23 protein-coding genes and 1 tRNA gene are annotated in these 23,807 nt (G+C 30.5%); 7 read left to right on the forward strand and 17 right to left on the reverse strand.

The window, feature by feature from the left end; genetic code table 11:
• Positions 1-27 precede the first annotated feature (27 nt).
• Together DER71_RS07125 and DER71_RS11955 are read right to left on the reverse strand one after the other, a co-directional pair.
• A complete protein-coding gene (locus DER71_RS07125) occupies positions 28-822 on the reverse strand; it encodes an L-serine ammonia-lyase, iron-sulfur-dependent, subunit alpha (RefSeq protein WP_114458393.1) in 795 nt (264 codons plus the stop codon).
• A 144-nt stretch (positions 823-966) separates the two neighbouring features.
• On the reverse strand, positions 967-1,128 hold the full coding sequence (locus tag DER71_RS11955) for a hypothetical protein (protein WP_158531740.1): 162 nt from the start codon (positions 1,126-1,128) through the stop codon (positions 967-969).
• Positions 1,129-1,722: 594 nt separating this feature from the next.
• Here DER71_RS11955 and DER71_RS07130 point away from each other — a divergent pair.
• From DER71_RS07130 to DER71_RS07160, 7 genes are all read left to right on the forward strand, one after another.
• Positions 1,723-1,798 (forward strand) — tRNA-Glu (locus DER71_RS07130).
• Positions 1,799-2,098: 300 nt separating this feature from the next.
• Positions 2,099-2,998, forward strand: a complete 900-nt coding sequence (locus DER71_RS07135; protein WP_114458394.1) for an acetamidase/formamidase family protein — start codon at positions 2,099-2,101, stop codon at positions 2,996-2,998.
• Between the two features lie 33 nt (positions 2,999-3,031).
• A complete protein-coding gene (locus DER71_RS07140; protein WP_114458395.1) occupies positions 3,032-4,222 on the forward strand; it encodes an ABC transporter substrate-binding protein in 1,191 nt (396 codons plus the stop codon).
• Between the two features lie 64 nt (positions 4,223-4,286).
• The gene (locus tag DER71_RS07145; RefSeq protein ID WP_114458396.1) at positions 4,287-5,063 is read left to right on the forward strand and encodes an ABC transporter ATP-binding protein; all 777 of its coding nucleotides are present in this window, start codon (positions 4,287-4,289) and stop codon (positions 5,061-5,063) included.
• Positions 5,064-5,115: 52 nt separating this feature from the next.
• Positions 5,116-5,850: an ABC transporter ATP-binding protein gene (locus tag DER71_RS07150; RefSeq protein ID WP_199505647.1), complete on the forward strand. Its 735-nt coding sequence runs from the start codon at positions 5,116-5,118 to the stop codon at positions 5,848-5,850.
• Positions 5,851-5,869: 19 nt separating this feature from the next.
• Positions 5,870-6,763, forward strand: a complete 894-nt coding sequence (locus DER71_RS07155) for a branched-chain amino acid ABC transporter permease (protein WP_158531741.1) — start codon at positions 5,870-5,872, stop codon at positions 6,761-6,763.
• A gap of 6 nt (positions 6,764-6,769) precedes the next feature.
• On the forward strand, positions 6,770-7,798 hold the full coding sequence (locus DER71_RS07160) for a branched-chain amino acid ABC transporter permease (protein ID WP_114458398.1): 1,029 nt from the start codon (positions 6,770-6,772) through the stop codon (positions 7,796-7,798).
• 82 nt (positions 7,799-7,880) lie between these two features.
• Here DER71_RS07160 and DER71_RS07165 read toward each other — a convergent pair whose 3' ends face one another.
• The 15 genes from DER71_RS07165 to waaC form a co-directional block, all read right to left on the reverse strand.
• Complete coding sequence (locus DER71_RS07165; protein ID WP_114474471.1) at positions 7,881-9,458, reverse strand: glycosyltransferase family 39 protein; 1,578 nt, start codon at positions 9,456-9,458, stop codon at positions 7,881-7,883.
• Between the two features lie 224 nt (positions 9,459-9,682).
• Positions 9,683-9,943, reverse strand: a complete 261-nt coding sequence (locus tag DER71_RS07170) for a lipid-A-disaccharide synthase N-terminal domain-containing protein (RefSeq protein WP_114458400.1) — start codon at positions 9,941-9,943, stop codon at positions 9,683-9,685.
• Positions 9,944-9,946: 3 nt separating this feature from the next.
• The gene (locus DER71_RS07175) at positions 9,947-10,666 is read right to left on the reverse strand and encodes a glycosyltransferase family 2 protein (RefSeq protein WP_114458401.1); all 720 of its coding nucleotides are present in this window, start codon (positions 10,664-10,666) and stop codon (positions 9,947-9,949) included.
• A 42-nt stretch (positions 10,667-10,708) separates the two neighbouring features.
• A complete protein-coding gene (locus DER71_RS07180) occupies positions 10,709-11,656 on the reverse strand; it encodes an NAD-dependent epimerase/dehydratase family protein (protein ID WP_114458402.1) in 948 nt (315 codons plus the stop codon).
• On the reverse strand, positions 11,653-13,314 hold the full coding sequence (locus tag DER71_RS07185; protein ID WP_114474472.1) for a glycosyltransferase family 39 protein: 1,662 nt from the start codon (positions 13,312-13,314) through the stop codon (positions 11,653-11,655). The genes DER71_RS07180 and DER71_RS07185 overlap by 4 nt, the downstream gene beginning before the upstream one ends.
• 12 nt (positions 13,315-13,326) lie before the next feature.
• Positions 13,327-14,139, reverse strand: coding sequence for a lipopolysaccharide kinase InaA family protein (locus tag DER71_RS07190; RefSeq protein ID WP_114474473.1), 813 nt, complete (start codon positions 14,137-14,139; stop codon positions 13,327-13,329).
• A 136-nt stretch (positions 14,140-14,275) separates the two neighbouring features.
• Positions 14,276-15,391 carry a glycosyltransferase gene (locus tag DER71_RS07195; protein WP_114474474.1) on the reverse strand — a complete coding sequence of 372 codons (1,116 nt, stop codon included), beginning with the start codon at positions 15,389-15,391 and terminating at the stop codon, positions 14,276-14,278.
• A 54-nt stretch (positions 15,392-15,445) separates the two neighbouring features.
• Positions 15,446-16,585: a glycosyltransferase family 4 protein gene (locus DER71_RS07200; RefSeq protein ID WP_114474475.1), complete on the reverse strand. Its 1,140-nt coding sequence runs from the start codon at positions 16,583-16,585 to the stop codon at positions 15,446-15,448.
• A gap of 14 nt (positions 16,586-16,599) precedes the next feature.
• Positions 16,600-17,748: a glycosyltransferase gene (locus DER71_RS07205; protein ID WP_233487387.1), complete on the reverse strand. Its 1,149-nt coding sequence runs from the start codon at positions 17,746-17,748 to the stop codon at positions 16,600-16,602.
• An 11-nt stretch (positions 17,749-17,759) separates the two neighbouring features.
• Entirely contained in the window at positions 17,760-18,950 is a 1,191-nt protein-coding gene (locus tag DER71_RS07210) for an O-antigen ligase (RefSeq protein ID WP_114474477.1), read from the reverse strand.
• A 12-nt stretch (positions 18,951-18,962) separates the two neighbouring features.
• Entirely contained in the window at positions 18,963-19,799 is an 837-nt protein-coding gene (locus DER71_RS07215; RefSeq protein ID WP_147269415.1) for a lipopolysaccharide kinase InaA family protein, read from the reverse strand.
• Between the two features lie 16 nt (positions 19,800-19,815).
• Entirely contained in the window at positions 19,816-20,931 is a 1,116-nt protein-coding gene (locus DER71_RS07220; RefSeq protein WP_114474479.1) for a glycosyltransferase, read from the reverse strand.
• Positions 20,928-21,686, reverse strand: a complete 759-nt coding sequence (locus DER71_RS07225) for a glycosyltransferase family 2 protein (protein ID WP_114474480.1) — start codon at positions 21,684-21,686, stop codon at positions 20,928-20,930. Before DER71_RS07225 ends, DER71_RS07220 begins: the two co-directional genes overlap by 4 nt.
• Complete coding sequence (locus DER71_RS07230; protein WP_114474481.1) at positions 21,683-22,714, reverse strand: glycosyltransferase family 9 protein; 1,032 nt, start codon at positions 22,712-22,714, stop codon at positions 21,683-21,685. The genes DER71_RS07225 and DER71_RS07230 overlap by 4 nt, the downstream gene beginning before the upstream one ends.
• 34 nt (positions 22,715-22,748) lie before the next feature.
• Positions 22,749-23,807: a lipopolysaccharide heptosyltransferase I gene (gene waaC / locus DER71_RS07235; protein WP_114474482.1), complete on the reverse strand. Its 1,059-nt coding sequence runs from the start codon at positions 23,805-23,807 to the stop codon at positions 22,749-22,751.

Here is a 23,807-nt window from a genome sequence, read left to right on the forward strand (position 1 = left end):
TTATTAGCTAAACATAATAATTGAAATTCAAAACCGTCTGCTATTTTCTCGGGGCAAGCCCACGAGGTTTGCTAGCAGACTATAACTTCTATCACTTTCGCCTGCCAAATATAGTAAAGCAGCCAACACTCCGGGGGCAGCAGCATAAAAAAGTCCACACAGAGCTGAAAGTCTTCCTACATATATTTTAGAATAATGTCCAATCATATGAGCAAGCATAGTTGCTTTATATATTTCTTCATCTCTTATACCATCAAAAAATAGTTTGGCAGCATAATAGGTAACAAGAGAAATAAATATGCCCTGATTACCGCTTCCAGAAGATGCAAGGGCAGGGTATGAAACTCCAGCCATTCTTGCTCCGGTTCCATCAGCAGCTTTAGCAGCTATTTCGTTGACTTCATTAAAAAATTTACTGCTGCGATAGCTGTTTCCTATCCCACATCCAGTTCCTTTTCGCCCAGCTTCTGCTATCTGACTGTTTAACTTAAATCCATCTTCCAGTAACTGAAAGTGTTTTTGCGAAAACTCTTTTTCGATCAGATCAATCATATCACTTACACTCATTTTTTTTAGTCTGCGGTCAATAAGTGATGATTCTCCTTTTTCTTCACTATTATCATCATTTTGATAAAAAATTTCTTTATCTGTTTTAATATACTGAAGATCATCATGTTTACCTTTAATTAAAGCTTTCACTATATTGTCTGCCTCAACAACTGCCTCAACATGTACAGGTTTTTCTTTATCTAAAATTTTAAATTCTATTTTATCTAATATTTCCAGAGCATATTCCAGCTTATCTTCCAGATCAGCTAACACAGTTAATTTTTTCTGCAGAGGCTTATAATTTTTTCTGCAATATTTTCACCTCTATATTTTTTGAATTTAGAATTTTTCAATTATTAATATTATTCTTCATTAATATGTTATTTCCTCCCACAAATTTATGCTGCTGCAGATCCTTTAATTCAGATATTTATCTTTTAAAAAACCAACTACAAGGTGATTTGCCTGTCTGCTGAGATCTAATATATTATCATCTGTAAAATTTACTATATTCAAATCAAGCATCTGCATTTTTAAGTTTTCAATATCAAGCAAAATTTGTACATCTTTTTTATTCACAGTAAATCTCCTCCATAAATTTTATTACCAAAGCTGGCAGCCATACTATAGAAAATTATACCATTTAATACATATATTATCAAGCTATTATTTGTATTTATTCTATTATTTTACAATTTTTATTTAATAATTGCTGATATATCAGTATTTTAAAAAAACAGAACTTTAGTAATAAAAACATAGTATTTTTATAAAATAATACAAATAATATATATTTTAAACCCTACAAAACTGCAGAAAAAATCAGAAAAAAAACTATATTTTTACAGGAGTTTCCCCAAAATTTATTTTCAAGCTGCAAAAAGGGGGCTTTAGTCATCAACGAAATTTTTAGATTTAGCTAAAACTCAATTCGGGTGTGAAATAGGGCACACTAATCAATGAGTCCTCCTGACTCATGATTAGCTCACTCCATCCTGCAGTTCAACCCTATTTCTTCCTTCATTTCGTTAAGATTCATTGACTAAAAATTTCAATATTCCTGCATCTCCCCTTTTTGCAGCAGTATATAAAAAATGGGGAAAGTCCAGATATTTTTATCCTTGACGATATAGAAATCTTGTGGTATTATTTTAAATGCAGTTAAAAATTTGTGCCCTCATCGTCTAGGGGTCCAGGACACCAGGTTTTCATCCTGGCGGCAGGGGTTCGAATCCCCTTGAGGGTGCCATTATATTGAGATTAAGACAGCTATTTAGGCTGTCTTTTTTTATACAGAAATTATGCCAATATTCTTATATTTTAAAGGATAAATTTTATTTCTAAAGAAATTGAGAACACAGATAAATTTAACCAGTGTGGATGTAATAATATGGAATCTATCCGTAATAAAAATAATATTATTCACAATATTAGTCTAATTTTGTATTGTCTTTACAATTATTTTTTTATGTGTTATAATTTATAAAAATTTAAAGTACTAAAAACTATTAGATTTGACGTAACGGCCAATTTGAAAGGAGGTGTAATTATGAAAATAAGTGCTGATAATGTTATTTACAACATGTCTGCAGAAAATAAAGCTGCTGCTTCCTGTAAAGCTGGAGATACAGTAATTTTTGAAACAAAAGACTGCTTCAGCAATCAGATTCAGAATGAGGATGAGCTGTTTGAAACAACTGACTGGGACACAATTAATCCGGCTGCCGGACCGTTAAATATAGAAGGTGCAGAACCGGGTGATACACTTAAAGTTGAAATTCAAAAGCTAAAATTAAATGATTATGGTGTCATGGTAGTTGCTCCTGAGATGGGGTTTCTCGATAACTTTGTTAAGCTTTCAGAAACAAAGATTATACCAATTGAAAATAATAAAGCTATATTTAATGATAAAATTAAAATAGATTTAAATCCAATGATTGGTGTAATAGGAACCTCTCCCGGAAAAGATGAAGAAGCTGTCCCCTGTGGTACACCTGCCTCACATGGTGGAAATATGGATACTAAAGTTATTACCGAAGGAGCCATTTTATACTTGCCTGTAAAAGTTCCCGGTGCAATGCTGGCAATGGGAGATCTCCATGCTGCAATGGGAGATGGAGAAGTTTCAATAAGCGGAATAGAAATAGCTGGTGAAGTAACTGTTAAAGTTGATGTTATTAAAAATAAACCTATCACTGATCCAATGGTAGAAGATAATAATGCTTTTTATACAGTTGCATCAGGCCCTTCTCTCGGTGCAGCAGCCAAAAAAGCCAGTGATAATATGTTTGAATTCCTAAACGAAAGACTGAATCTTTCAGCAAATGAAATTATAATGCTGATGAGTGCAATCTGTGATCTACAGGTCAGTCAGGTAGTAGACCCGGAAAAAACAGCCCGCATGAGGGTTGACAAAAATGTTCTGTCAGAATATGATTTAAAATTTTAATAGATAAAAGTAAAATATCAGGAGGAAAATAACATGAAGAAGCGCGTATTGAGTATTTTGGTATTAACAATCTTATTGCTGGCACAGTTTTCTATCTTTACACTAGCAGCTGATACAATTAAAATTGGTGGTACATCAAGTATGGTTGGAATTTTAGGATCTATTGGAGAAATGGTGCTGAAAGGTGCACAATTAGCTGTAGATATGGCAAATGAAGATGGCGGTATTCACGGTCAAAAAGTCGAGTATATTAATATTGATGGTCAGAGCAGTCAGACTGTTATTTCTAATGCTGCCATTAGATTGATTGAAGAAGAGAATGTATTAGCAGGTATTGGACCTGTAGATATTAACTACCTCTCAGCAGCAGCACCAATATTTGAAAACAATAAAACTGTACTGATGGATCCTACTGCTACAACTCCAAGTATTGCTGCCATGGGAGACTACATATTTATGACTCCCTTTGGAGACGATGCTCAGGCAAGAGCCCTGGCAAAATATGTAGCTGAAGACTTAGGCTTTGACAGCATTGCGATCATTAAAGATGTAAATGCAGATTACAGTATAACACTGGCAGAGCACTTTATTGAGGCTTTTAAAGAATTTACCGGCAGTGATAATCCTATAGCTGTTGAAGAAAATTATCAAACTGGAGACCAGGATTATACAGCTCAAATGACAAGAATAAGACAGCACAAAGATATTGATGCTCTATTTATTATTCCACCTCTTCCCCAGGATGCTCCAGTTATTGCCAAACAGGCAAGACGTTTTGGAATCGATGTTCCCATTATCTATCCTGATGCTGGAGACTTTGACGAAGTAATCGAAATTGGTGGAGAAGCTGTGGAAGGAGCTTATATTTCTTCTCATTTTGCTGTTGAAGAAGCTATGACAGACCTTGCTTCAAAATTTGTGGAAAAATTTGAAGCTAAATATGATTACACACCAGGTGGCTTTGAAGGTTTAGGCTTTGACTCTGCACAGATTATTTTAGAAGCTATCAGAAAGATAGATGCAGATGAGTGGAAATCCATGAATCTTGCTGCTAAGAGAAAGGCTATCCAGCAGTCACTTAATACCAATGAGTTTAATAACCTGATAGTACCAATAAAATATCAGCCAAATCTTCCACCAACAAAACCTGTAGTTATAAAACAAATAAGGAATGGCGAAAGAGTTTTTATAAAAACTATGTGGCCGGAAGATTTTGCAAAATAAAAGTTATTTCAAGGTGAGCAGTTTATCTGTTCACCTTCTCTATTAAATTAAGAAAGGAGCAATAATGGACAGACCTTTACTAAAACTTGATAAAGTAAGCAAAAAATTTGGTGGGTTAACAGCTGTTGAAGACTTTTCTATGACTTTAAATGAAGGAGAATTACTGGGCTTAATTGGTCCTAATGGAGCTGGAAAAACTACCACTTTTAATTTAATCAGCGGAAATCTGCCTGTCACTTCAGGTAGAATTATATATAAAGAAAAAGATATTACAGATTACCGTCCTGATCAGATTGCTGAGATAGGTATTGCAAGAACTTTTCAGAATATTAGACTTATGTCAGGTCTTACGGTACTGGAAAACATGCAGCTGGCTTTTCATATCTGGAATGATTACACAATCTTTGATTCATTTTTTAGAACTAATAAATTTCTTAAAAAAGAAAAAAAGTATTTAGAAGAAATTGATCAGACACTGGCTCACTTTAAAATATTGCAGCACAAAAACGATATTGTTGATGATCTTGCACCTGGTATACAGCGCAAAGCTGATATTGCCAGAGCACTGCTTTTAAAACCGAATTTAATTTTACTTGATGAACCTACTGCCGGTATGAATCCAGCCGAAACAGATGAGTTAGCTGACGTTATAAAATGGATAAATGAGGATCTGAAAATTTCTACCATACTTGTTGAACATGACATGAGGGTAATAATGAATATCTGTCCCAGGATAATAGTTATGGAACAGGGAAATATTATTGCAGAAGGATGTCCGGAAGATGTTCAGTCAGACAAAAATGTTATAGAAGCATATCTCGGTAAAAGTTATCAGATTTAATAAAATTTTAAATTAGTTTTTAGCTATTTATTTTTTAGAAGGGAGCAGTTTTATGTTTAAGGATTCTAAAGACAACAGTGATTTGTTAGTATTAAAAAATATAGAATCTGGTTATGGACATGTAAAAGTATTACATAATGTTTCCCTCAGAGTAAAAAAGGGACAGATTGTTACTATTGTGGGTGCCAATGGTGTTGGCAAGTCAACAACAATTAAAACCATTATGGGTCTCTTAAAACCGAATAAAGGATCTATAGAATTTAAAAATAAAGATATAGGTGGTCTGCCTGCATATAAAATAGTGGATCTGGGTATAGGTTATTCTCCAGAAGGTAGAGAAATTTTTGGTAATTTAAATGTTTTTGAAAATCTACGTATTGGGGCTTACACAGTTGATAAAAATGATTTTCCGGCCAGACTAAAGGAAGTATATAATCTTTTCCCCAGACTTCAGGAAAGACAAAACCAGGAAGCCGGTTCATTGTCTGGTGGAGAACAGCAGATGCTTGCCATTGCGAGAGCCCTAATGCAGGATCCGGATCTCTTAATTCTGGATGAACCCTCACTTGGACTTGCCCCTATTATTGCTGAAGAAATTTTCAGCCGGCTGGAAGAGATAAATCAGAAGGGTACTACAATTCTGCTGATTGAACAGAATGTAAATTTAGCTTTACAGCTTTCTGACCATGCTTATGTTATGGAAAAAGGCAGGATTGTTCTTGATGAAAAGGCATCTTTACTGGCGGAAAATAATTATGTACAGAAAACATATATGGGTATTGCTTAAAGAGAAGGGAGTATTTAGAATGGATTTAACTTATATTTTGCAGCAGGTTTTGAATGCTTTAAGTTTAGGAAGCATGCTGGCCCTGCTTGCAGTTGGTTATACAATGATTTATGGTATACTGGGATTGATAAATTTTGCCCATGGTGAGGTGTTTATGATAGGAGCTTTTACTGCTATGTATGCAATTACAGGTCTAAATCTTCCCTTAGCAGCTGCACTTCTTCTGGCAATTTGCGCTTCTGTAATTACAGGAGTCCTGCTGGAAAGATTATGTTATCGACCTGTTCAGGAATCTGGTGATATAACCCTATTTATTACATCACTGGCAGCATCCATAGGAATTAGAAGTCTTTTTATTATGCTGCTGGGAAGCCGTTCCCGTCAATTTCCAATGCCCGAATATCTCCAGGGAATTCATTTCTGGGGAGAAATTTTGGTAACAGATCTAAATTTAATAATTTTTATTTTCACCGTTATTATTACGATTGTTTTGAGCATATTTATTAAAAAAACAAAATTAGGTATTGCTATGAGAGGTGTTTCCTACAGCAAAAAAACTGCTGAAACAATGGGAATTAACAGCAATTCTATTATTGTAGCAACTTTTGTTATTGGCTCTGCTCTTGCTGCTGTTGCTGGAGTTGCCTGGGGACTTCAATATGGAAATGTCAGACCAGCTATGGGTTATCATCCAGGCATAAGTGGTTTTATAGCCGCTGTTCTCGGCGGAGTTGGCAATATTACTGGAGCAGCTATTAGTGGATTTTTACTTGGAATAGGACAGGTGCTTTTTGTAGCATTTCTGCCATCTGCTTATTCCGGCTTTAGACCACTTTTTGTATGGATTGTTCTATTTATAATTCTTTTCTATAAACCAACAGGACTTTTCAGAGCCAATATTAAATGGGAGTAGATAACTATGAAACTATTAGATATATATGATGACTTTTTTGCAAACCGCAAAAAATCTGCATTAATTGTACTGTTTCTTTTTCTTATTCTCCTTTTTGTACTGTCCAGAACTTTAAGTGGATATTATCTCAGAATTCTGCTGCTTTTTGGAATTAATGTAATACTTACACTGAGCTTAAATATTACAAATGGATATGCAGGTATATTTTCACTTGGACACGGTGGTTTAATGCTGGCCGGAGGTTATACCACCGCCTTACTAACTCTTCCGGTTCAGTTTAAATCAACTGCTCTTGATCTGCCATTATGGCTGGAGCAGGCACAGCTGCCTTTTTTGTTATCAATGCTGACTGCTGGATTTATTGCCATGATTGTTGGACTAACAATACTGCTGCCTGCATTTAGATTAAAAGGGCATTATTTTATCCTTGCTTCTCTAGGAATAAACATAATTATGATCAATATTGCAGAAAATGTTAGGTCTATTACAAATGGAGCAACCGGACTGAGAGGGGCACCTCCATATACTAATATCTGGTGGATATTTGGGATAGCAATCTTTCTAATTTATCTGATGTGGTCTCTTCTCAGCTCAAGATTCGGCAGAGCAATAAAAGCGATAGGAAAAGATGAAGGATTGGCTAAAGCTATGGGAGTAAACACTGTAAAATATAAAGCTTATGCTTTTATGATAAGCAGTTTTTTTACCGGTATAGGTGGAGCATTATGGACCCATCTTATTTTAACAATAAGTCCATCTTCTTTTGATCTGCTGGTCGTTTTTCAGATAATTATGATGCTTGTCATCGGAGGAGTTTCAAGTATAAGTGGATCAATTCTTGGTGCAGCGGTAATTACCATGATATTAGAACTGCTGCAGCCTCTGCAGGAAGGTATGAATATCTTAGGTTTTGAAATACCGAGGATGTTTGGTTTGACACAGGTTTTACTGTCAGTATTTTTAATCATTGTTATGATATATAAACCTAATGGACTAATGGGAGAAAAAGAAATCAAACTGTTTTCAACAAAATAATGAAGTTAAAATTTTATCTAAACAGCCTGAGTTTTTTAAAGAGGAACTCAGGCTGTTTTTTCATTTTCTGCTTATACCATATTTATTTTTCAATTAAAAGAATATACTCATTCTGCTCATATATTTCTGAGAATTTATTTTTTATTTCTGTCGTTAATTCCTGCCATTCAATTTTTTTAGCAAAAAGCAATAACTTTCCTTTTCTTTCAAGATACTTATTAATATTTTTTTTGCCATCTATGTCTTCAATAAAAAAATCTGTATAAATAGCAAAGCTTTGTGATTCTCCAAATTGAAATGATAAAACATCTTTTACTTCACCTTTTTCCACTAACTTTTTTATCTTTAGTGCAATATCTTTTTTAGCATAATTATCACTTACTGAAGGCAAAACACCTAAAGAAAAATTTAAAAATATTATAAAAAATAAAAATGGAATTATAAAAATTGATAAAGATAATTTTTTATTTTTATAAAAAATTAATAAAATGATTACTGCCAGTACTATTATTATTTTTCCAAATAACAATGATGATAAATCAAAATTTTCAATTTGCCCAGGGATAAATATAAAAGGTAAATAAACAGCTATTGACAAAATTACAGCAGTATTAATTTTATTTACCTTAACAATATTATCAGTTAAATAACCGGCAGAAATTAAGGCTGCAGCAGGAATTATTGGTAGTGTATAAATAATTAATTTACTGCTGAAAAAGGAAAAAAGAATAAGTGGAGATAGCAACCAGGTATAGAAAAATAATTTTTCACCCTTTATTTTTCTAAAATTTCGTAAATCTTTAAATACTGCTGTTAATAATACAAATGTCCAGGGTAAGAAGCTGAGTGGGAAAAGTTGAAAATAATAGTGAAATGGCTGCTGATGATCAAAAGCATCTACTGCTCTGCCAAATGTCTGTACTATTAAAAGTTTATACATATACTCCTGGCCGCCAATCCAGAAAGCAGGTAAAAGCCATAAAAGTAGTATCACAATAAAAGTTATTGAACCTTTAAGCAGTGGGAATTTAGACCAATTGGCATTATTTTTATCCAGCATATAAAAAGCAAAAACTGTAACAAATGGAATTAAAAAACCTGCTGGCCCTTTTATCCAGACGGCAAAAGCAGAAAAAGAGAAAAATCCATAATAATATCTAATACCTTTATTTTTAAAATATGCTAAATAGAAACAGTATAGAGAAACGGTTATTAAAGCCGCCATCATCATGTCCATTCTAACAACAACAGCCATAGCACAAAATAAAATATTGCTAATTAAAATTAAAAAAGTTATTATACCATTTTTAAAATCTTTATTTTTGGCCATAAGAAATGTAATAATAGAAATAACAGCAGAAGAAAATATTCCTGGTAATGTAAATACCCAGGTTTGATAAGTTTTAAAAATACTGTACATAAACTTTAAAATAATAAAGTAAAAAGGTGGTTTATCAGTATAAACTTCACCTGCAAAATAAGGAATAAGCCAGCTGTCGTTAACTTTCATTTCTCTCGCTACTTCTACATATCTCATCTCATCACGATAATGTAATTCTCTAACAATTGATGAGGGAAAATATAAAATAAAAACAAAAATAATGATCATCAAAAAAATTAATATTTTCTTTGTTCTATAATCTAATAATTTATCATCCATTTTTTAAGTCTCCTCCGGGACAGACCACTAATTGCTTTTGTCAAGCGAAAAATATACCACCCTACCAATCGAATTGTATACCACCTGGTTTAAAAAAACAGAGATAAAAGTCCTTTTACTGGACTACCTTTTACCCCTTTTATCTAAAACAGCCAAGAAAACTCCATCTAAATCTTGTTTTTGCTTTAGGTGGAGAGGTTCACTGCTCTGATATATGTTTTAGCTTATTTTTTATTTTCACTTTCTTTTTTAATTAAATATAAATTTCGCAAATATATAAATGAACCTGTTGATTGTCCGACAATAAATACTGGATCCTGACGGTGTATTGCATAAACCAATAAAATTAAACTACCTGCAATACTGAAATACCAAAAGGCCGTGGGAATTATACTTCTCTGAGCCCTTTCAGATGCTATCCACTGAATTAAAAATCTGAGAAAAAACATTGCTTGCCCTATAAAGCCTATTATGATCCATAACATCAATTATTCCTCCCTGATCCTATAATTAATTATTCTTTTTTTCATCCATAAAACTGCAAAAGTATCTAATAGGCCTTTCCATATTCTATTTTTTATGCCATATTTAGAATTTCCATATTTTCGTGGGTAGTGGCTGACTGGTATTTCCTTTACCTTATAACCGTTTATTTTTGCAAGAGTAGGATAAAAACGATGCATTCCTTCAAACGGATAAAAACATCTACTTACTTCGTTTTTAAAGACTTTTAGAGGGCAGCCTGTATCAGCTACTTCTTCACCAGTGATAAAGTTTCTTACCCCATTTCCTATCAAAGAAGATATTTTCTTTTTAAAGCCATCATTTCTATCACTTCTCATACCAATTACTATATCATATTTATCTAAATGGGGTATTAATTTAAACATATCCTCAGGATCAACCTGTAAATCTGCATCAAGTGTAACAATATATTTACCTTCAGCTTTTTCAAAACCTGCAAAAAAAGCTGCACTTTGTCCAGTGTTTTCTATAAAATGAATAGAAAACAAATTATCTATTTTTTTTGATAAATTATTTATCTTTTCACTACTTCCATCAGTACTTCCATCATCTACATAAATAATCTGATAATTAAATTCTCTATCGTAAAGAACTTCTATTATACGATTTGTAAGAAGGTCAAGATTATCTATTTCGTTAAAAATTGGAACTACTATAGAAAGGTCATACCTAAATTCTTTCATAAATTCCACTACCTTTCACAAAATAATTATATATTTTATTTTTTAAGAATAAATAGATTTTAACCATTTTACTTCTTTAGATAGACCAGTTTTAAATTTAACAGCAGGTGAGTAACCAAGCAATTTCTCAGCCTTAGAAATATCTGCCGAGGTATGTTTTACATCACCTTTAACTTTATCTGTGTAAATAATTTCCGTTTTCATATTGGTTAATTCCTGTATTAATTCAATTGCTTCATTTAACTTGATTCCCTCTCCTGCACCTCCAATATTTATTATTGCTCCTGCAGGAGCCTTTTCAGCAGCAAGAATATTTGCTCTAACAATGTCACTTACATAAGTAAAATTGCGAGATTGTTTTCCATCTCCAAAAATATTTATTTTCTCACCTTTTAAAAATGCCCTGATAAATATGTGAAAAGCCATATCTGGCCTCTGTCCTTCTCCATATACAGTAAAATAACGCAGTGAAACTGCTGGGACTTTAAAATTTTTATAATATAGATAACATAAATTTTCTCCAGCTAATTTTGACACTCCATAGGGAGAAACAGGCTGCAGCCGATTATTTTCTTGCATTGGTAATTTGTCTGTATCTCCATATACTGAAGATGATGAAGCATACACAAATTTTTTCAACTCTTTACTTTTTCTAGCAGCTTCCAGAAGTTTTTGTGTTAAAAGTATATTATTACGGCTGTAAATTTCAAAATCTTTCCCCCAGCTCGACCTTACTCCAGCCTGTGCTGCCTGATGATATACATAATCAACTTTATCCAGCAGTTCATTAAGATTCATCTTCAGCAAATCTGCTTCGATAAATTTAAAATTACTATTATTTTTAAGTTCTTTGATATTTCTTTCCTTTAAATCTCTAGAATAATAATCTGTAAAACAATCTACACCTATAACTTCTTCTTCATTTTTAATCAATTCTTTTGCAATATTTGAGCCTATAAATCCTGCAGCTCCTGTTACTAAATGTTTCAATTTAAACCCTCCATTAATTCTTTTTCTATAAGAAGCAGCATATCATCACTTCCTACGCGATATTTTTTTATCTCAAAATCTCTATATTCATTTTCAGATAAATTGTTTAACAATTTATCTGCTTCATTAACTATCAGTATTTGCTTACCTGGACGTTCTAAAAATTCTTTTCCTGATTCAGGATCATCAAATATATAATCATAATAAATTCCATTATAAAATACAAAACCACTGTCATTGTTTAATGACCCCCATAAACCGACTTCAACATTTTTATTGTATGCTTCTGCCAGATCTTCTGCAAGATATCTTTCTGACTTTACCTCATTTACGGCAGGTAAAAAAAGTGATTTTAATAATATTATTAACACTAATGAAAATAATACTGTTATATAAAAAACAAATCTTTTGTTTCGCACTGCTGCTGATAAGAAAAATAATATACCTGTGACAGTAAAAAACAAATATAACCCCTGATATAAATTATAATAATCTGGATTTTCATTCAAATTAAAATCCAGCTCTTCCTGTATAAGCATTTCTCCATTAAAAAATATATAACCCCCCAGTACAGCAAATAATATCCCCAAAATAAGGACTGGAATTACAAGAGAATATTTTTTTCTAATGGTTCCATCAAAATGTAATTTGAAAAACCAGGCTATAATTATTGAAAAGGCTGGATAAAGCTGTAATAAATAAACTCCTCTTTTGCTGCCAACTAAGGAAAAAATTATGAAAACCATAACAAACCACAGCATGGAAAATCTAACTAAATTAGGAACTTTTATTTTAAATTTATTATAATAATAAATGGCAGGAATTAAAAATATTGACCAGGGAAGGGCTAGTACCGGGAAATTTAACAAATAATAGTAAAATGGCTGGGGATGGCCCTGACTACCTGTAGAATAGCCTATAAGCTGGTCTAAAACTGTAATCTGTATATAAGAAAATCCTGCCTTATTATAAGCTAAATAAAGCCATACTGCTGCGGGGATGAGCATAACTACAAAAGCAGAAATCCATGGAATTTCTTTTAATTTTTTAGTCTTTTTATTTAAAAAAGCATAAATAATAACAACCAGTAATGGTAATAAAGATATTGGGCTTTTGATAACAGCACCTAATCCCATAAGGAAAAAAGCTATTAAGGTACGCCATTTATATGAATAAAAAGAGTCAATATGATGGAAAAATATTAGTGCTGAAATTGTAGTGCAAAACACAAGAGGTATGTCAAGATTAACTCGCATGGCAAGCCAGAAAAATTGCCCAGTAGTTGCTAATATAATCCCTGATAATAGCCCAGTATAAAAATCAATTTTTGTAATCGTATAATATGTAAAAAAAGCAATTAATAATACAGCTGTAATTATTACCGGGAACCTTACTGCTGCAGCTGAAAATTCCCCATTTATCAAGCCAGTTAACGCAATAATATTATAAAAAACTGGAGGTTTTTCATAATAAACTCTATTATTTAAATGTGGGATAACCCAGTTACCCTCTACAGCTGTTTCTCGCGCTACCTCTGCATATCTGGGTTCATCTGGAGACCAGAGGTCATAATTCCCAATATTAAAGAAATAAACAAAAAATATTAACAGTGCAAGCAATATAACAGCCGGTACATAATTTTTCCTTATTTTTATCATAATTTTCCTCCACTATTTATTAAATATTGAGCGCAGTTTGTGTTTCAAGTTAATAAATTTTCTTCTTCTTCTCCGAGCTTTAGTAACTTTTTCTTTGAAATATCTCCATCTATCAGGTGAATAATTTTTAAATAAAATTTCTTTTTCATGGTCTGTAAATTTTAATCTTTTTAAATCATTAATCCTTTCTTTATCCGAAAGGTCTGATTTAACTTTACCGCGGTTGAGATCAATATAATATAATTCATTTTTATCAGCGTTTTCTTTAATAAGTATATTACCTGCATGCAGATCATTATGTACTATACCTGCATCATGCATTTTTCTTATCTCTTTTCCTAACTGCGGCATTAATTTTAATATTTTCCCCCTTTCAGGATGATTATAATTTTTTGCAATATCAAGCATATTATAATCATAATCTATATATTCGCTGATATAATAGCTGAATAGGAGTTTATTATAATTTCCTCTTTTCTCTATAACCGCAATGGGTAAAGGAGTTTTTAATCCTACATTAACTAAAGCTCTTGCAATTTCTAATGATCTCTCAGCTTTAGATGGAATAACTCTAAAACGAAGATCGTCATAGGTTCTTTCAAGTTTAAATTTTTTTATTAATATATTTTTATTTAAGATTTTATCTTTAATTTTAAATAATTTATTTCTTTTTTCGTAAATGATTTTGACATTATCATTATCTTTATATTTATCATTATGATAATGTTTAAGAAAATACTCAATCCAGTCTGGATCAATGTTAGCTTTTATAGTAATATCTATTTTATTTTTTTTGTAGCTGATAAAAGATTTACTATTACTCATTTTTAATCCTCACTATTTGATAATAAAATCAACTTTTTAATTTTTAGTTTCTTAACTTATTTTTAAAATATATATCAATTATAAATTTTAATTTAATAGTTTTAACATTATTGTAGAGATAATAATTTTTAAATATTTATAAATTTTTATCAAACAACTTAATCTCAATATTATCTACCATTTTTTCGAAAGTATATTTATTTTTTGCAATTTCTTGTGCTCTTTCACCCATTTTTTCTCTTTCCTTATTTTCAATCATCTTAATTATTTTATCTGCTATATCTTCTGGGTTTTTATCCTCTGCTAAATAACCTGTTTCATTATCTATAACAAATTCTGAAATGGTAATAGCTTCTGTTGAAACAATAGGAACTCCAGCCATCATTGCTTCAATAATAACCCATGGAGCTCCTCCTTCATATATAGCTGTATGTACCATAAAATCTATTTGCTTTAGAATTGAAGGAATATCTTCTCTAAAATCTGTAAATATTATATATTTATCTACTTTTAATTTGCTGGCCAAATCTCTATACTCTTCATATTTGCTGTTTTTACCTCCAACAATTAAAACTTTAATATTCTTATATTTATCAATAACTTCTGGTAATGCTCTAATTAAATATTGTTGTGCTTTTTGCCTGCACAGACGTCCAATATTAGCAATAATTATTTCATCATCAATAGAATTTTCTTTTCTTATATCTGATTTTATATCAGGATTCAAAAATTTATTTTTTTCTACACCTTTATAGATTAAATTTATTTTATCATCAGTTAAGTACTTATCCGAAATATACTTTAAATTTTCTTCACATGTTTTTTGCGAAATTGACATAAAATCTGTTATGCAGTGTTTTAATAATAATTTATTATAAAATTTATTTTTTATTGGTTTAGCAAGAGCCCTGCGATAAATTACTTTTTCTACACCTGCAAGTGTACCAGCTATAGATCCATACTTAAAATGTGACGATTGTGATAAGAACATAGCATTTATTTTATTATTTTTTAAATATGATTTCAGCCAGAGCTGCCTCTTGATATTTAGAAATGTACCATTAGCTATTTTTTTTATACCAGTTACATTCATATTCTTCTTTTTACACTTATCATAAAACATTGAATTACTTCTGGCTAAAATAAAGATATTGTAATTTCTTTCCTGAAGTTTTACTGCAGTTTTATAATGCCATTTTTCTAATCCCCCCCAACCAGTGCCTGTATTAACAAATAGAACGTTTTTGATCATAAAAACCCCCTTAGCAATCATTAGAAAACAATTCAATAATAATTTTATAAACACTTATATTATACTCTTATATATAGTAATCATTTTCTCATAATTATCCTTTTTACTATTATTCAGCATCGATTTTCTGGCTTTTTCAGCCATCTTTTCTCTTAAAGCAGTATTATCTAAATTACTAATATAATTCTTTATGTTAATAATATCATCTGGAGAATCTAAAATATAACCATTTTCTCCATGTTTTATTACTCCAGATGCACCATTGCTTTTGGTTGTTATTGTTGGCAGACCAGAGGCCATAGCTTCAAGTGTAACATTTGCACATGGATCATAGATAGAAGGAAAAACAAATATATCTGCTGATGCATAGTACTTCTCTACTTCTCTTACCGGACCAGTAAAAACAATTCTATCTGAGATAGAAAAGTCTTCTGCCATTTTTTTAAATCTATCAATTTTCCCCTTGCCAACAACCATCAATTTGCCTTTCCCCAATCCTTTTAATGCTTCAATGACATATTTTAACCCTTTACGTTGAAATCCAGTTCCCAAAAATAATATTAAATAATCCCTGGGTGAAATTCCATACTTTTTTCTGATTATTTCTGAATATTTTTTCTTATTATCTGGATGAAATTTATCTATATTAACACCATTATGGTTAACAATAATATCTTCTTCTGGAATATCATAATTATCAACTATCTCTTCTTTTACCATTTGCGAAACAGCTACTATTTTTTTATAATTTCCCTTTTGGAAATCTTTTTTTTCAAAATATCTTGTAAAATAATCATTTAAAGATAGCTTATATTCTATTTTCTTTTTCAGTTTATACATTGTGCTGTCAATACTTCTCAAATATTTATCTAAAAATATCTTATGACAGCCACCACCAATTCTTATAACATCACCAAAACCTACTCGAGAAAAAGTTTGAACTATATCGAAATCATATTTTTTCACAGACTGAAAAGCATTTTTAGCAAAAATATATTTATCAATTCCTATATGTTTACCCCAACCAGGTATTCTATGAAATATTATATTATCTTTTTTTGTCTCAGAATCTATCTTTGCAGTAAAAACATGGACTTCATGTCCTTTTCTAATTAAATATTTCGATAAGCCCACCATATATCTTTCTGTTCCACCATGAGTGGTATATTTTTTATGCACTAATGCTATTTTCATATTTACACCTGCTTTTATTCTTTAAAAAACTCCAATAATTTTTCTCCGCGGTTTTCCCATGTTAATTCTTTAGCCCGTTCAAATATAAAATTTGAAGTCTCTTCATATAAACTATTTGATGAAGCTAATAAATCAATTGCTGAAGCTAGTCCTTTTATATCTCCTTTTTTATAAAAAAATCCACCTTGTCCTGTAACAATCTCTCTTACTGTTGGTAAGTCACTACCTATTACTGGTATGCCATGTGAAAAATAATCAAAAATTTTCATGGGGGAAGTTATATATCGATTATAAAATGTGTCTCTTGCAGGTACAATACCTATTTTAATTTCTTTTAAATAATTATTTAATTTCACCCTATTAACCCATCCGGTAATTACTAATCTATCAAGTATATTAAGTTTTTTAGCTAAGTTTTTATACTGATTAACCTTATCTTCAGTTTTTCCTCCAACAATTAACAAATATAGGTTTTTATTATTTATTTCCTTAAATGCATAAAATAAATCTTTTACTCCTTTTGAATCATCAAGAGATCCTATATACCCAATATATTTATTATTAAAAGGTTTATTATTATAAAATATTTTGCTTATTCCTGTTCTAGCAACACAATACTTACTCTTAGGCAGAAAATCACTAATTAATTTTTCTTCAACTTTTTGCAAACAAATTATACCATCAACCAGTCTTAAAAAAATATTTTGAAACCAATATTGTTTTTTCCTATTGTTTTTTTCTCTCAAATTTTTAGCTAAATAAAAATGTTGTGCTTCAAAATATATCTTGGCTTTAATTCTTTTCTTTAAATAATATAAATACGGCAAGAAATTAGTATTTCTAGTTATTATAACATCAACTTGTTCTTTTTTATTTAACTCAATAATTTTACTTACAGCTTTAAAATAAAATCCCGTGTGTTTCCCAATTTTTTGACTATAGTTTAGTCTATATATATTAAAATTGTTGTTAGGATTTTTAATATGAAAATAATTTTTTAAAATTTCTTTACTATTTTGTTTTGAATATTTTGTATCAGAACTTTGAGTCATAATTAAATTAACTTTATTATTTTTATCTACTTTACTTAATCCATTGCAAGTAAATGTACAAAAATTTGCCCCAGGTATTTTAGAAGGCCACTCTTTATTATACACATACACAATATTCAAATTTAATCACCTCTTTCATTTAAATTATTGTCTTGTACTTCAAACATATTAATTGAAAAAGCAATAAATATCCATACTATTATGTTCATATATCTATCAACTAAATTATATTCAGTCATTCCTTGTAGAAGATAATTTATATAAATTCCTAAAGTTGAATAAAAATAAAATTTATTTAATTTAAAATTAGAATTTTTAATTTGATTTAACAATTTAGAAATAACATTGTAAATTAAAAATATATATGATAGTAAACCCACAATGCCTGTTTCTGCTGCAATACTCAAATAATTATTATGTGTATGCACAGTCGAAACCATTGGTTGTTTATAATAAGGTTTTAAATTTATGATTTGACTAAAATTATTAATTCCTATCCCATTAAAAATATTGTCTTTAAAAATTAAAATAGCTCCTCTCCAAAGATTCAAACGAGTTATATTACTTCTATTTTGAGATAAATCAAATATACTCATAAATCTATTTGAATAATAATCCGGCAAAAAAATAAACAAAACTATTATTATTATTATAAATAACAAAGAAAACTTTAATAATTTCTGTTTATTTAATAAAAAAACTATAATAAAAATTGATCCTGTTAAAGAAAGCCATACACCTCTTGTTCCTGTCATAATTAAGCCTATTGTTGAAACAATAAATAATATAGACAACAAATATTTAAATTTTTTGTCTATATTTGGATTCCATATATAAATGAAACAAACAATAATTAAAAAAGCAAGTAATCCTGCAAATTCCATAACAAATAAAAAACCATGAATACGCTTTATTCCATTAAAATATTGATAATATCCATAAACAAGATTCAAAAAAATACTAAATAAAATAAGTATACTATATTTTTTAATCTTTTTAATTGGTAAATTACTAAATCTAATTATCGAAAACGCAATTAGAGGATAAATAAATCTATTTAAATAATCTAAACTATTTTCAATATTTACAGAATCTATTATTGAAAATATAATCGCTAAAATAAATAAAAAGAAGGATAATAAAACTTTATTATTCTTTATGTTTATTTTTTTCTCTTTTATAACTTCAAAAGTAGTTATTATTAATGCAATACCTAAAGAAAAATTAATCATAGCTAAAGAAAGAGCAGACGAAATTGAATATAGAGTTAAGCAAAAATCTTTAAACTTTATTATAAAATTGTTGATTTTCATTTATTTATCACCTTATAATCTATTTATGAAAAAATGTTCTTTATCCCATTCTTTTAAGAGTTTATATGTTTCTCTACATATATAATCAGATACCTTTACAAAATTTATTTTTTTAGAATCATAAAATTTAATAAAATTCTTTAAAAAGAAGATTCTATCTTCATGATTTAACTTTTTGCCATTTAATTTTCCTAATCCAGAATAACTATGTGCATTAAAATTTGCCATATTTTTAAGAATAATATTTTTATTTATATAAAATAATCTCCTAATATTATCTATATCAACAAGACAAATATGAATATCATTATTAATAACTTTTATTAATATTCCTGGGAGATTAGGGTCTCCATTAACAAAATTTTTATTATACATCTGTGCCCATATTTTAGCTGTTTTCTTTATGACTTTATTTTTGAAATTTTTATCATATTCTCCAAAGGCAATAAATTTCTGCATATTTTCTCCACCAAAATCTTCAGTAACAAAAACACTATCATATGTCCATAAATTTTTCTTAAAAACAGCTGCTAAAACCGGCTTTACAACTGGTATTCCATTATCAAGTAACTGATAGGTCCTCTTAAGAGATCTATATGCTGCCGGTCTTCTAATCAAATTTTTTAACTTTTTGTCAAAATTGCGGTAACTATACTTTTTAAAATAATATCCTTTAGAATTAATATTAGTTTTATATATTTCACGCCCATTATCCTTTTTAATTAGCTGCATATTATTAGTTTTGCCTTTTAGAAGATCTAACGTCAAATTAATATGCTTTTTAGAAGGCTCTTGATTTTTATAATAAATACTTATCTTATTTTTAAAAGAAACTTTATTAAAATCCATAATATTTAATCCTTTTTTATTCAAAATTATTGATCAGTTCTTTCAACCCTTCATTCATTTTATCTAAAACAAAATTATTTTCAACATATTCTCTTCCCTTTTTACCCATTTTTAAACGTGCATCTCTTTCTAAATCAATCATTTTTATTGTTTGTCTGGCAATATCTTCTGAATTTTCAGCTTCTGCAAGAAATCCATTCTCACCATCAGTTATTAATTCAGAAATATTGCTGACATCGGTACTAACTACTGGTTTTGAAGCTGCCATAGCTTCTGCTATAACAAAACCAAAACCTTCCCATCTGGCAGTATGGAGTAAAAAGTCGATCCCTGGTAAAATTTTATAAATATCATCTCTAAAACCTGTGAAAATTATATTATTTGATACATTATATTCCCGGGCCAGCTTTTTTAGCTCCTGCTCTCGCTCACCACTACCAATGATTAAAATAACAAAATCATTTCTTTTTTCTTTAATTATAGCTGCTGCTTTTAATAAAAATTCATGACCTTTTTGATAATTCAACCTGCCTATATTTGCTATTATAACCTTATCCTGACTTATTTTAAACTCTTCATGCAAATTAATGGCTTCTTCTCCTGCTTTATCAATTTTAGAAAGATTAATACCATTATAAATAATTGTTATTTTATCTTCACTAAGCCATTGAGATGTATTTTTTAAAATGGTATCTTTAGTTGCTCTGGAATTAGCTATTATATCTGTAACACAATCTTTTAATAGATATTTATTATAAAACCTATTCTTTATAGGTATTGCACTGCCTCTCCGGTAAATAATCCTATCCAGACCAGCTATTTTGCCGGTTATACCGCCAAATTTTAAATCCTGAGACATATTTAAAAACATTATATCTATATTCTTCTTTTTTAAAAAATCTATAAATCTTTTACTTTTAAATGGGTTTAAAACTGATATACCACTTCTTATCTCCACTGCTTCAGTTTTAATACCGGCATTTTTTGCCCTTTTAAACAGTTCTGTTTCAGACCCTGCTGCAATATAAATATCATATGCTGGATCCTGATTTAAAAGTCTGGCAGTTGTAAATGTCCACTTTTCTCCTCCACCCCAGACAGGGCAGCTATTTAAAAATACTATCCTTTTCATTTAACTTCATCCTCAGAAATATTGTTTAATTCCCAGAGTTTAATGCTTTTTAAGAATTGATAATATGATGAAAGAAGAGATAAAATAAGCCCCTGAACTCCAAGTAAAAATCCCTTTTTCAGAAAAAATTTTTTAATAAACTCCAGAACAGGTCTAATTAATATATATGAAACTCCTATTTTTTTGCTTTTTTGATATTTTTTTTCTGCATCAAGACTGGTATATTGATTCATTTTGCTGACATATTCTTTTAAATTACTGTAAGTATAATGAATAAAATCATTCTCAAGATTATCTACTTTTCCCTTTATCTCAGGTGATTCGTGAACAAGCCCCTGGTATCTATAAATTGATTTAAATAACCTCAATGTATAATCAGGATACCAGCCGCAGTATTTAATCCATTTACCTAAAAAGTAATTTTTCCTGGCAATATTATATCCTTCTGCTTTTGGATTGGAAAGTATTTTTTTTATCTCGTCCTGCAGAGAATCTGTAATTCTTTCATCTGCATCTACCACCAGAACCCATTCTGTATTAATCTGTTCTAAACCATAATTTCTTTGAGAAGAAAAATCATCAAATTCTCTTGCAAAAAAACTAACATTTTTATATCTTAAACAGATTTCATCTGTTTTATCACTGCTTAAAGAATCAACTACAACCACTTTCGGCACCCACTTTAAGGTATCAAGGCATTCAGCAATATTATCTTCTTCATTATATGTTAAAACAAGGGCTGTAAGATTATTCATTTTATCATTCCTCTGTTCTTTAACTCAGCAAATATTAACTCGGGAGAAATATCTACCATACATTTATGGTGTTTAAGTGGACACTGATGTTCCCCACATGGTCTACAGTCCAGATTATTATTTTTTACTATACTGTTATTACCACTGCCTTTTGGTTGATATTTTACTTCATCTGATGGCCCAAAAATGGTAATCGTATCTGTTCCGACAGCAGCTGCAACATGAATTGGACCGGTATCACCACTTATTACCAGCCTGGATTTCTTCATCACAAGTGCCAGTTCTAAAAGACTCGTTTGACCACATATATTATCTGCCTGAAATTTCATTAAATCCATTATTTTTTTAACTCTTTTGACATCTCCAGGGCCGCCAACAAAAAGTGCTATGCTCCCTGCACTTATAATCATATCAGCCAGCTGAGCAAAATATTCTTCTGGCCACTGTTTGGTCGGCCAGCTTCCACCTGTATTTAAAACAATATAATCTTTACCAAAGCTGAGGTTTTTTTCTTTTAACTTCGAATAAAGATTTTTTTCTATTTGATCAGTCTTATCAGCAAAATTTATGACAGGTACAATCTCCTGACCTGATATATTACAGCCTATATCTTTGAGAAAATCAAGATAAACTTCTGTCATATGTTTATTATCTGCTGTTTTAAGTTCTTTATCAAGAAAAACTCCTCTTCCTTTACCACCATAGCCGGCAGAATAATCAGGAGCAATCAATTTTAAAAGTAGAGCAGTTCTCCAGTTTCCGTGAATATTGAGGCCCAGGTGATAATTATTTTTTTTTAATTTACGGACAAAAGAAAAAGAACGGGCAGCAGGCCATTCTTTATTAAAAGAATAAACATGATCTATATTGTCATTTTCTCTTACTATTTCTGCAAATTTACTGTTTGCTACCAGATCAATCCTGGCTTCAGGATAGTTTTTCCTGAGTTCTTCAAAAAAAGGATAGGCAAATATTAAATCTCCAAGATACAGCAGATCAACAACTATTATTCTATTTATATCATGCATAAGATCATTCCTTTATATCTTAAAAATAAAGTGGTCAGTCATCTAATTTCTTTTTTGCAATTCGCAGTACCTGTTCAACAGTAATAAGCTTCATGCACTTCATATCTCTGCTGCAGCTTTTCTCCCAACAGCCAATACACTCCAGGCTGTTGTCCTGAATAACTGTATTTTCTTTACCATAAGGACCATGTGTATCAGGATCTGTAGGTCCCATAAGAGAAATTACTTTTAGTCCAAGTGCAGCTGCCAGATGAGTTGGCCCTGTATCTCCGCCGATATAAAGAGCTGCCCTTTTATAAACAGCCGCTAGTTCTTTCAGCGAAGTTTTAGCGGCAAGATTAACATAGTTTTCATTATTTCTTTCCGCGAAATTTTCAATTTTTTTTCTGTCACTTTTCGAACCAGTAAAAATTATATAGTGACCTTCGTCAATCAGCTTTTCTGCCAGTTCAAAATATCTATTTAGATACCAGTTTTTGGACTCCCAGGTGGTGAATGGATTAATAACAACAAGTTTCTTGTTTTCTGGAATTCTATAGGTATTAAAAACAATATCAATATTATTTTTTAGATCATCTGGAATAACTAAACCATAATTAATCTCCTCTGTCTCAACTCCAACAGCTGATGCCAGGTAAAGAGCTCTTTCCACCTGATGCATTTTTCTATCCGGTATATCGATCTTTGCCTGATAGAAAAAAGTACTCATCTCCCTCCCATCTTCAGGGCCAAGCCGCAAATCTGCTTTTATTAAAAAGCCCGCAAATGCACTTTTAAATAGGCCGTGCAGATCAAGAAATATATCATATTCTTTTTTCCTCATTTTTTTAAAAAAAGCAGCAAAGGATTTGATTGCCTTAAAATATCCTTCCTCTCTGCGCAGTTTTTTCCACTCTTTTCTGGGCAGAATAATAACATTATCTATATAGGGATTTAAAGTTACAAGCGGATAAGCTTTATCTTCAACCAGCCAGTCTATCTGTGCATCAGGATATTTCTGCCTTACAGCATAAGCTGCCGGTAGAGCATGGATCACATCTCCTATTGCACTTAGACGGGTAATAAGTATTTTATCAGGATTATCATTTTCCAT

It is taken from the genome of Halanaerobium sp. DL-01, from assembly GCF_003338615.1.
Classification (GTDB): Bacteria; Bacillota; Halanaerobiia; order Halanaerobiales; family Halanaerobiaceae; genus QPJE01.

Excerpts from the sequence above, each read along its gene's own strand:
- DER71_RS07140 (WP_114458395.1), top strand. The coding sequence starts at position 3,032 with ATGAAGAAGCGCGTATTGAGTATTTTGGTATTAACAATCTTATTGCTG.
- DER71_RS07230 (WP_114474481.1), bottom strand. The coding sequence starts at position 22,714 with ATGCATGATATAAATAGAATAATAGTTGTTGATCTGCTGTATCTTGGA.
- DER71_RS07190 (WP_114474473.1), bottom strand. The coding sequence starts at position 14,139 with ATGAGTAATAGTAAATCTTTTATCAGCTACAAAAAAAATAAAATAGAT.
- DER71_RS07155 (WP_158531741.1), top strand. The coding sequence starts at position 5,870 with ATGGATTTAACTTATATTTTGCAGCAGGTTTTGAATGCTTTAAGTTTA.
- DER71_RS07150 (WP_199505647.1), top strand. The coding sequence starts at position 5,116 with ATGTTTAAGGATTCTAAAGACAACAGTGATTTGTTAGTATTAAAAAAT.
- DER71_RS07165 (WP_114474471.1), bottom strand. The coding sequence starts at position 9,458 with ATGGATGATAAATTATTAGATTATAGAACAAAGAAAATATTAATTTTT.
- DER71_RS07225 (WP_114474480.1), bottom strand. The coding sequence starts at position 21,686 with ATGAATAATCTTACAGCCCTTGTTTTAACATATAATGAAGAAGATAAT.
- DER71_RS07200 (WP_114474475.1), bottom strand. The coding sequence starts at position 16,585 with ATGAAAATAGCATTAGTGCATAAAAAATATACCACTCATGGTGGAACA.
- DER71_RS07220 (WP_114474479.1), bottom strand. The coding sequence starts at position 20,931 with ATGAAAAGGATAGTATTTTTAAATAGCTGCCCTGTCTGGGGTGGAGGA.
- DER71_RS07160 (WP_114458398.1), top strand. The coding sequence starts at position 6,770 with ATGAAACTATTAGATATATATGATGACTTTTTTGCAAACCGCAAAAAA.
- DER71_RS07170 (WP_114458400.1), bottom strand. The coding sequence starts at position 9,943 with ATGTTATGGATCATAATAGGCTTTATAGGGCAAGCAATGTTTTTTCTC.
- DER71_RS07185 (WP_114474472.1), bottom strand. The coding sequence starts at position 13,314 with ATGATAAAAATAAGGAAAAATTATGTACCGGCTGTTATATTGCTTGCA.
- DER71_RS07175 (WP_114458401.1), bottom strand. The coding sequence starts at position 10,666 with ATGAAAGAATTTAGGTATGACCTTTCTATAGTAGTTCCAATTTTTAAC.
- DER71_RS07195 (WP_114474474.1), bottom strand. The coding sequence starts at position 15,391 with ATGATCAAAAACGTTCTATTTGTTAATACAGGCACTGGTTGGGGGGGA.
- DER71_RS07145 (WP_114458396.1), top strand. The coding sequence starts at position 4,287 with ATGGACAGACCTTTACTAAAACTTGATAAAGTAAGCAAAAAATTTGGT.
- waaC (WP_114474482.1), bottom strand. The coding sequence starts at position 23,807 with ATGGAAAATGATAATCCTGATAAAATACTTATTACCCGTCTAAGTGCA.
- DER71_RS07215 (WP_147269415.1), bottom strand. The coding sequence starts at position 19,799 with ATGGATTTTAATAAAGTTTCTTTTAAAAATAAGATAAGTATTTATTAT.
- DER71_RS07210 (WP_114474477.1), bottom strand. The coding sequence starts at position 18,950 with ATGAAAATCAACAATTTTATAATAAAGTTTAAAGATTTTTGCTTAACT.
- DER71_RS07135 (WP_114458394.1), top strand. The coding sequence starts at position 2,099 with ATGAAAATAAGTGCTGATAATGTTATTTACAACATGTCTGCAGAAAAT.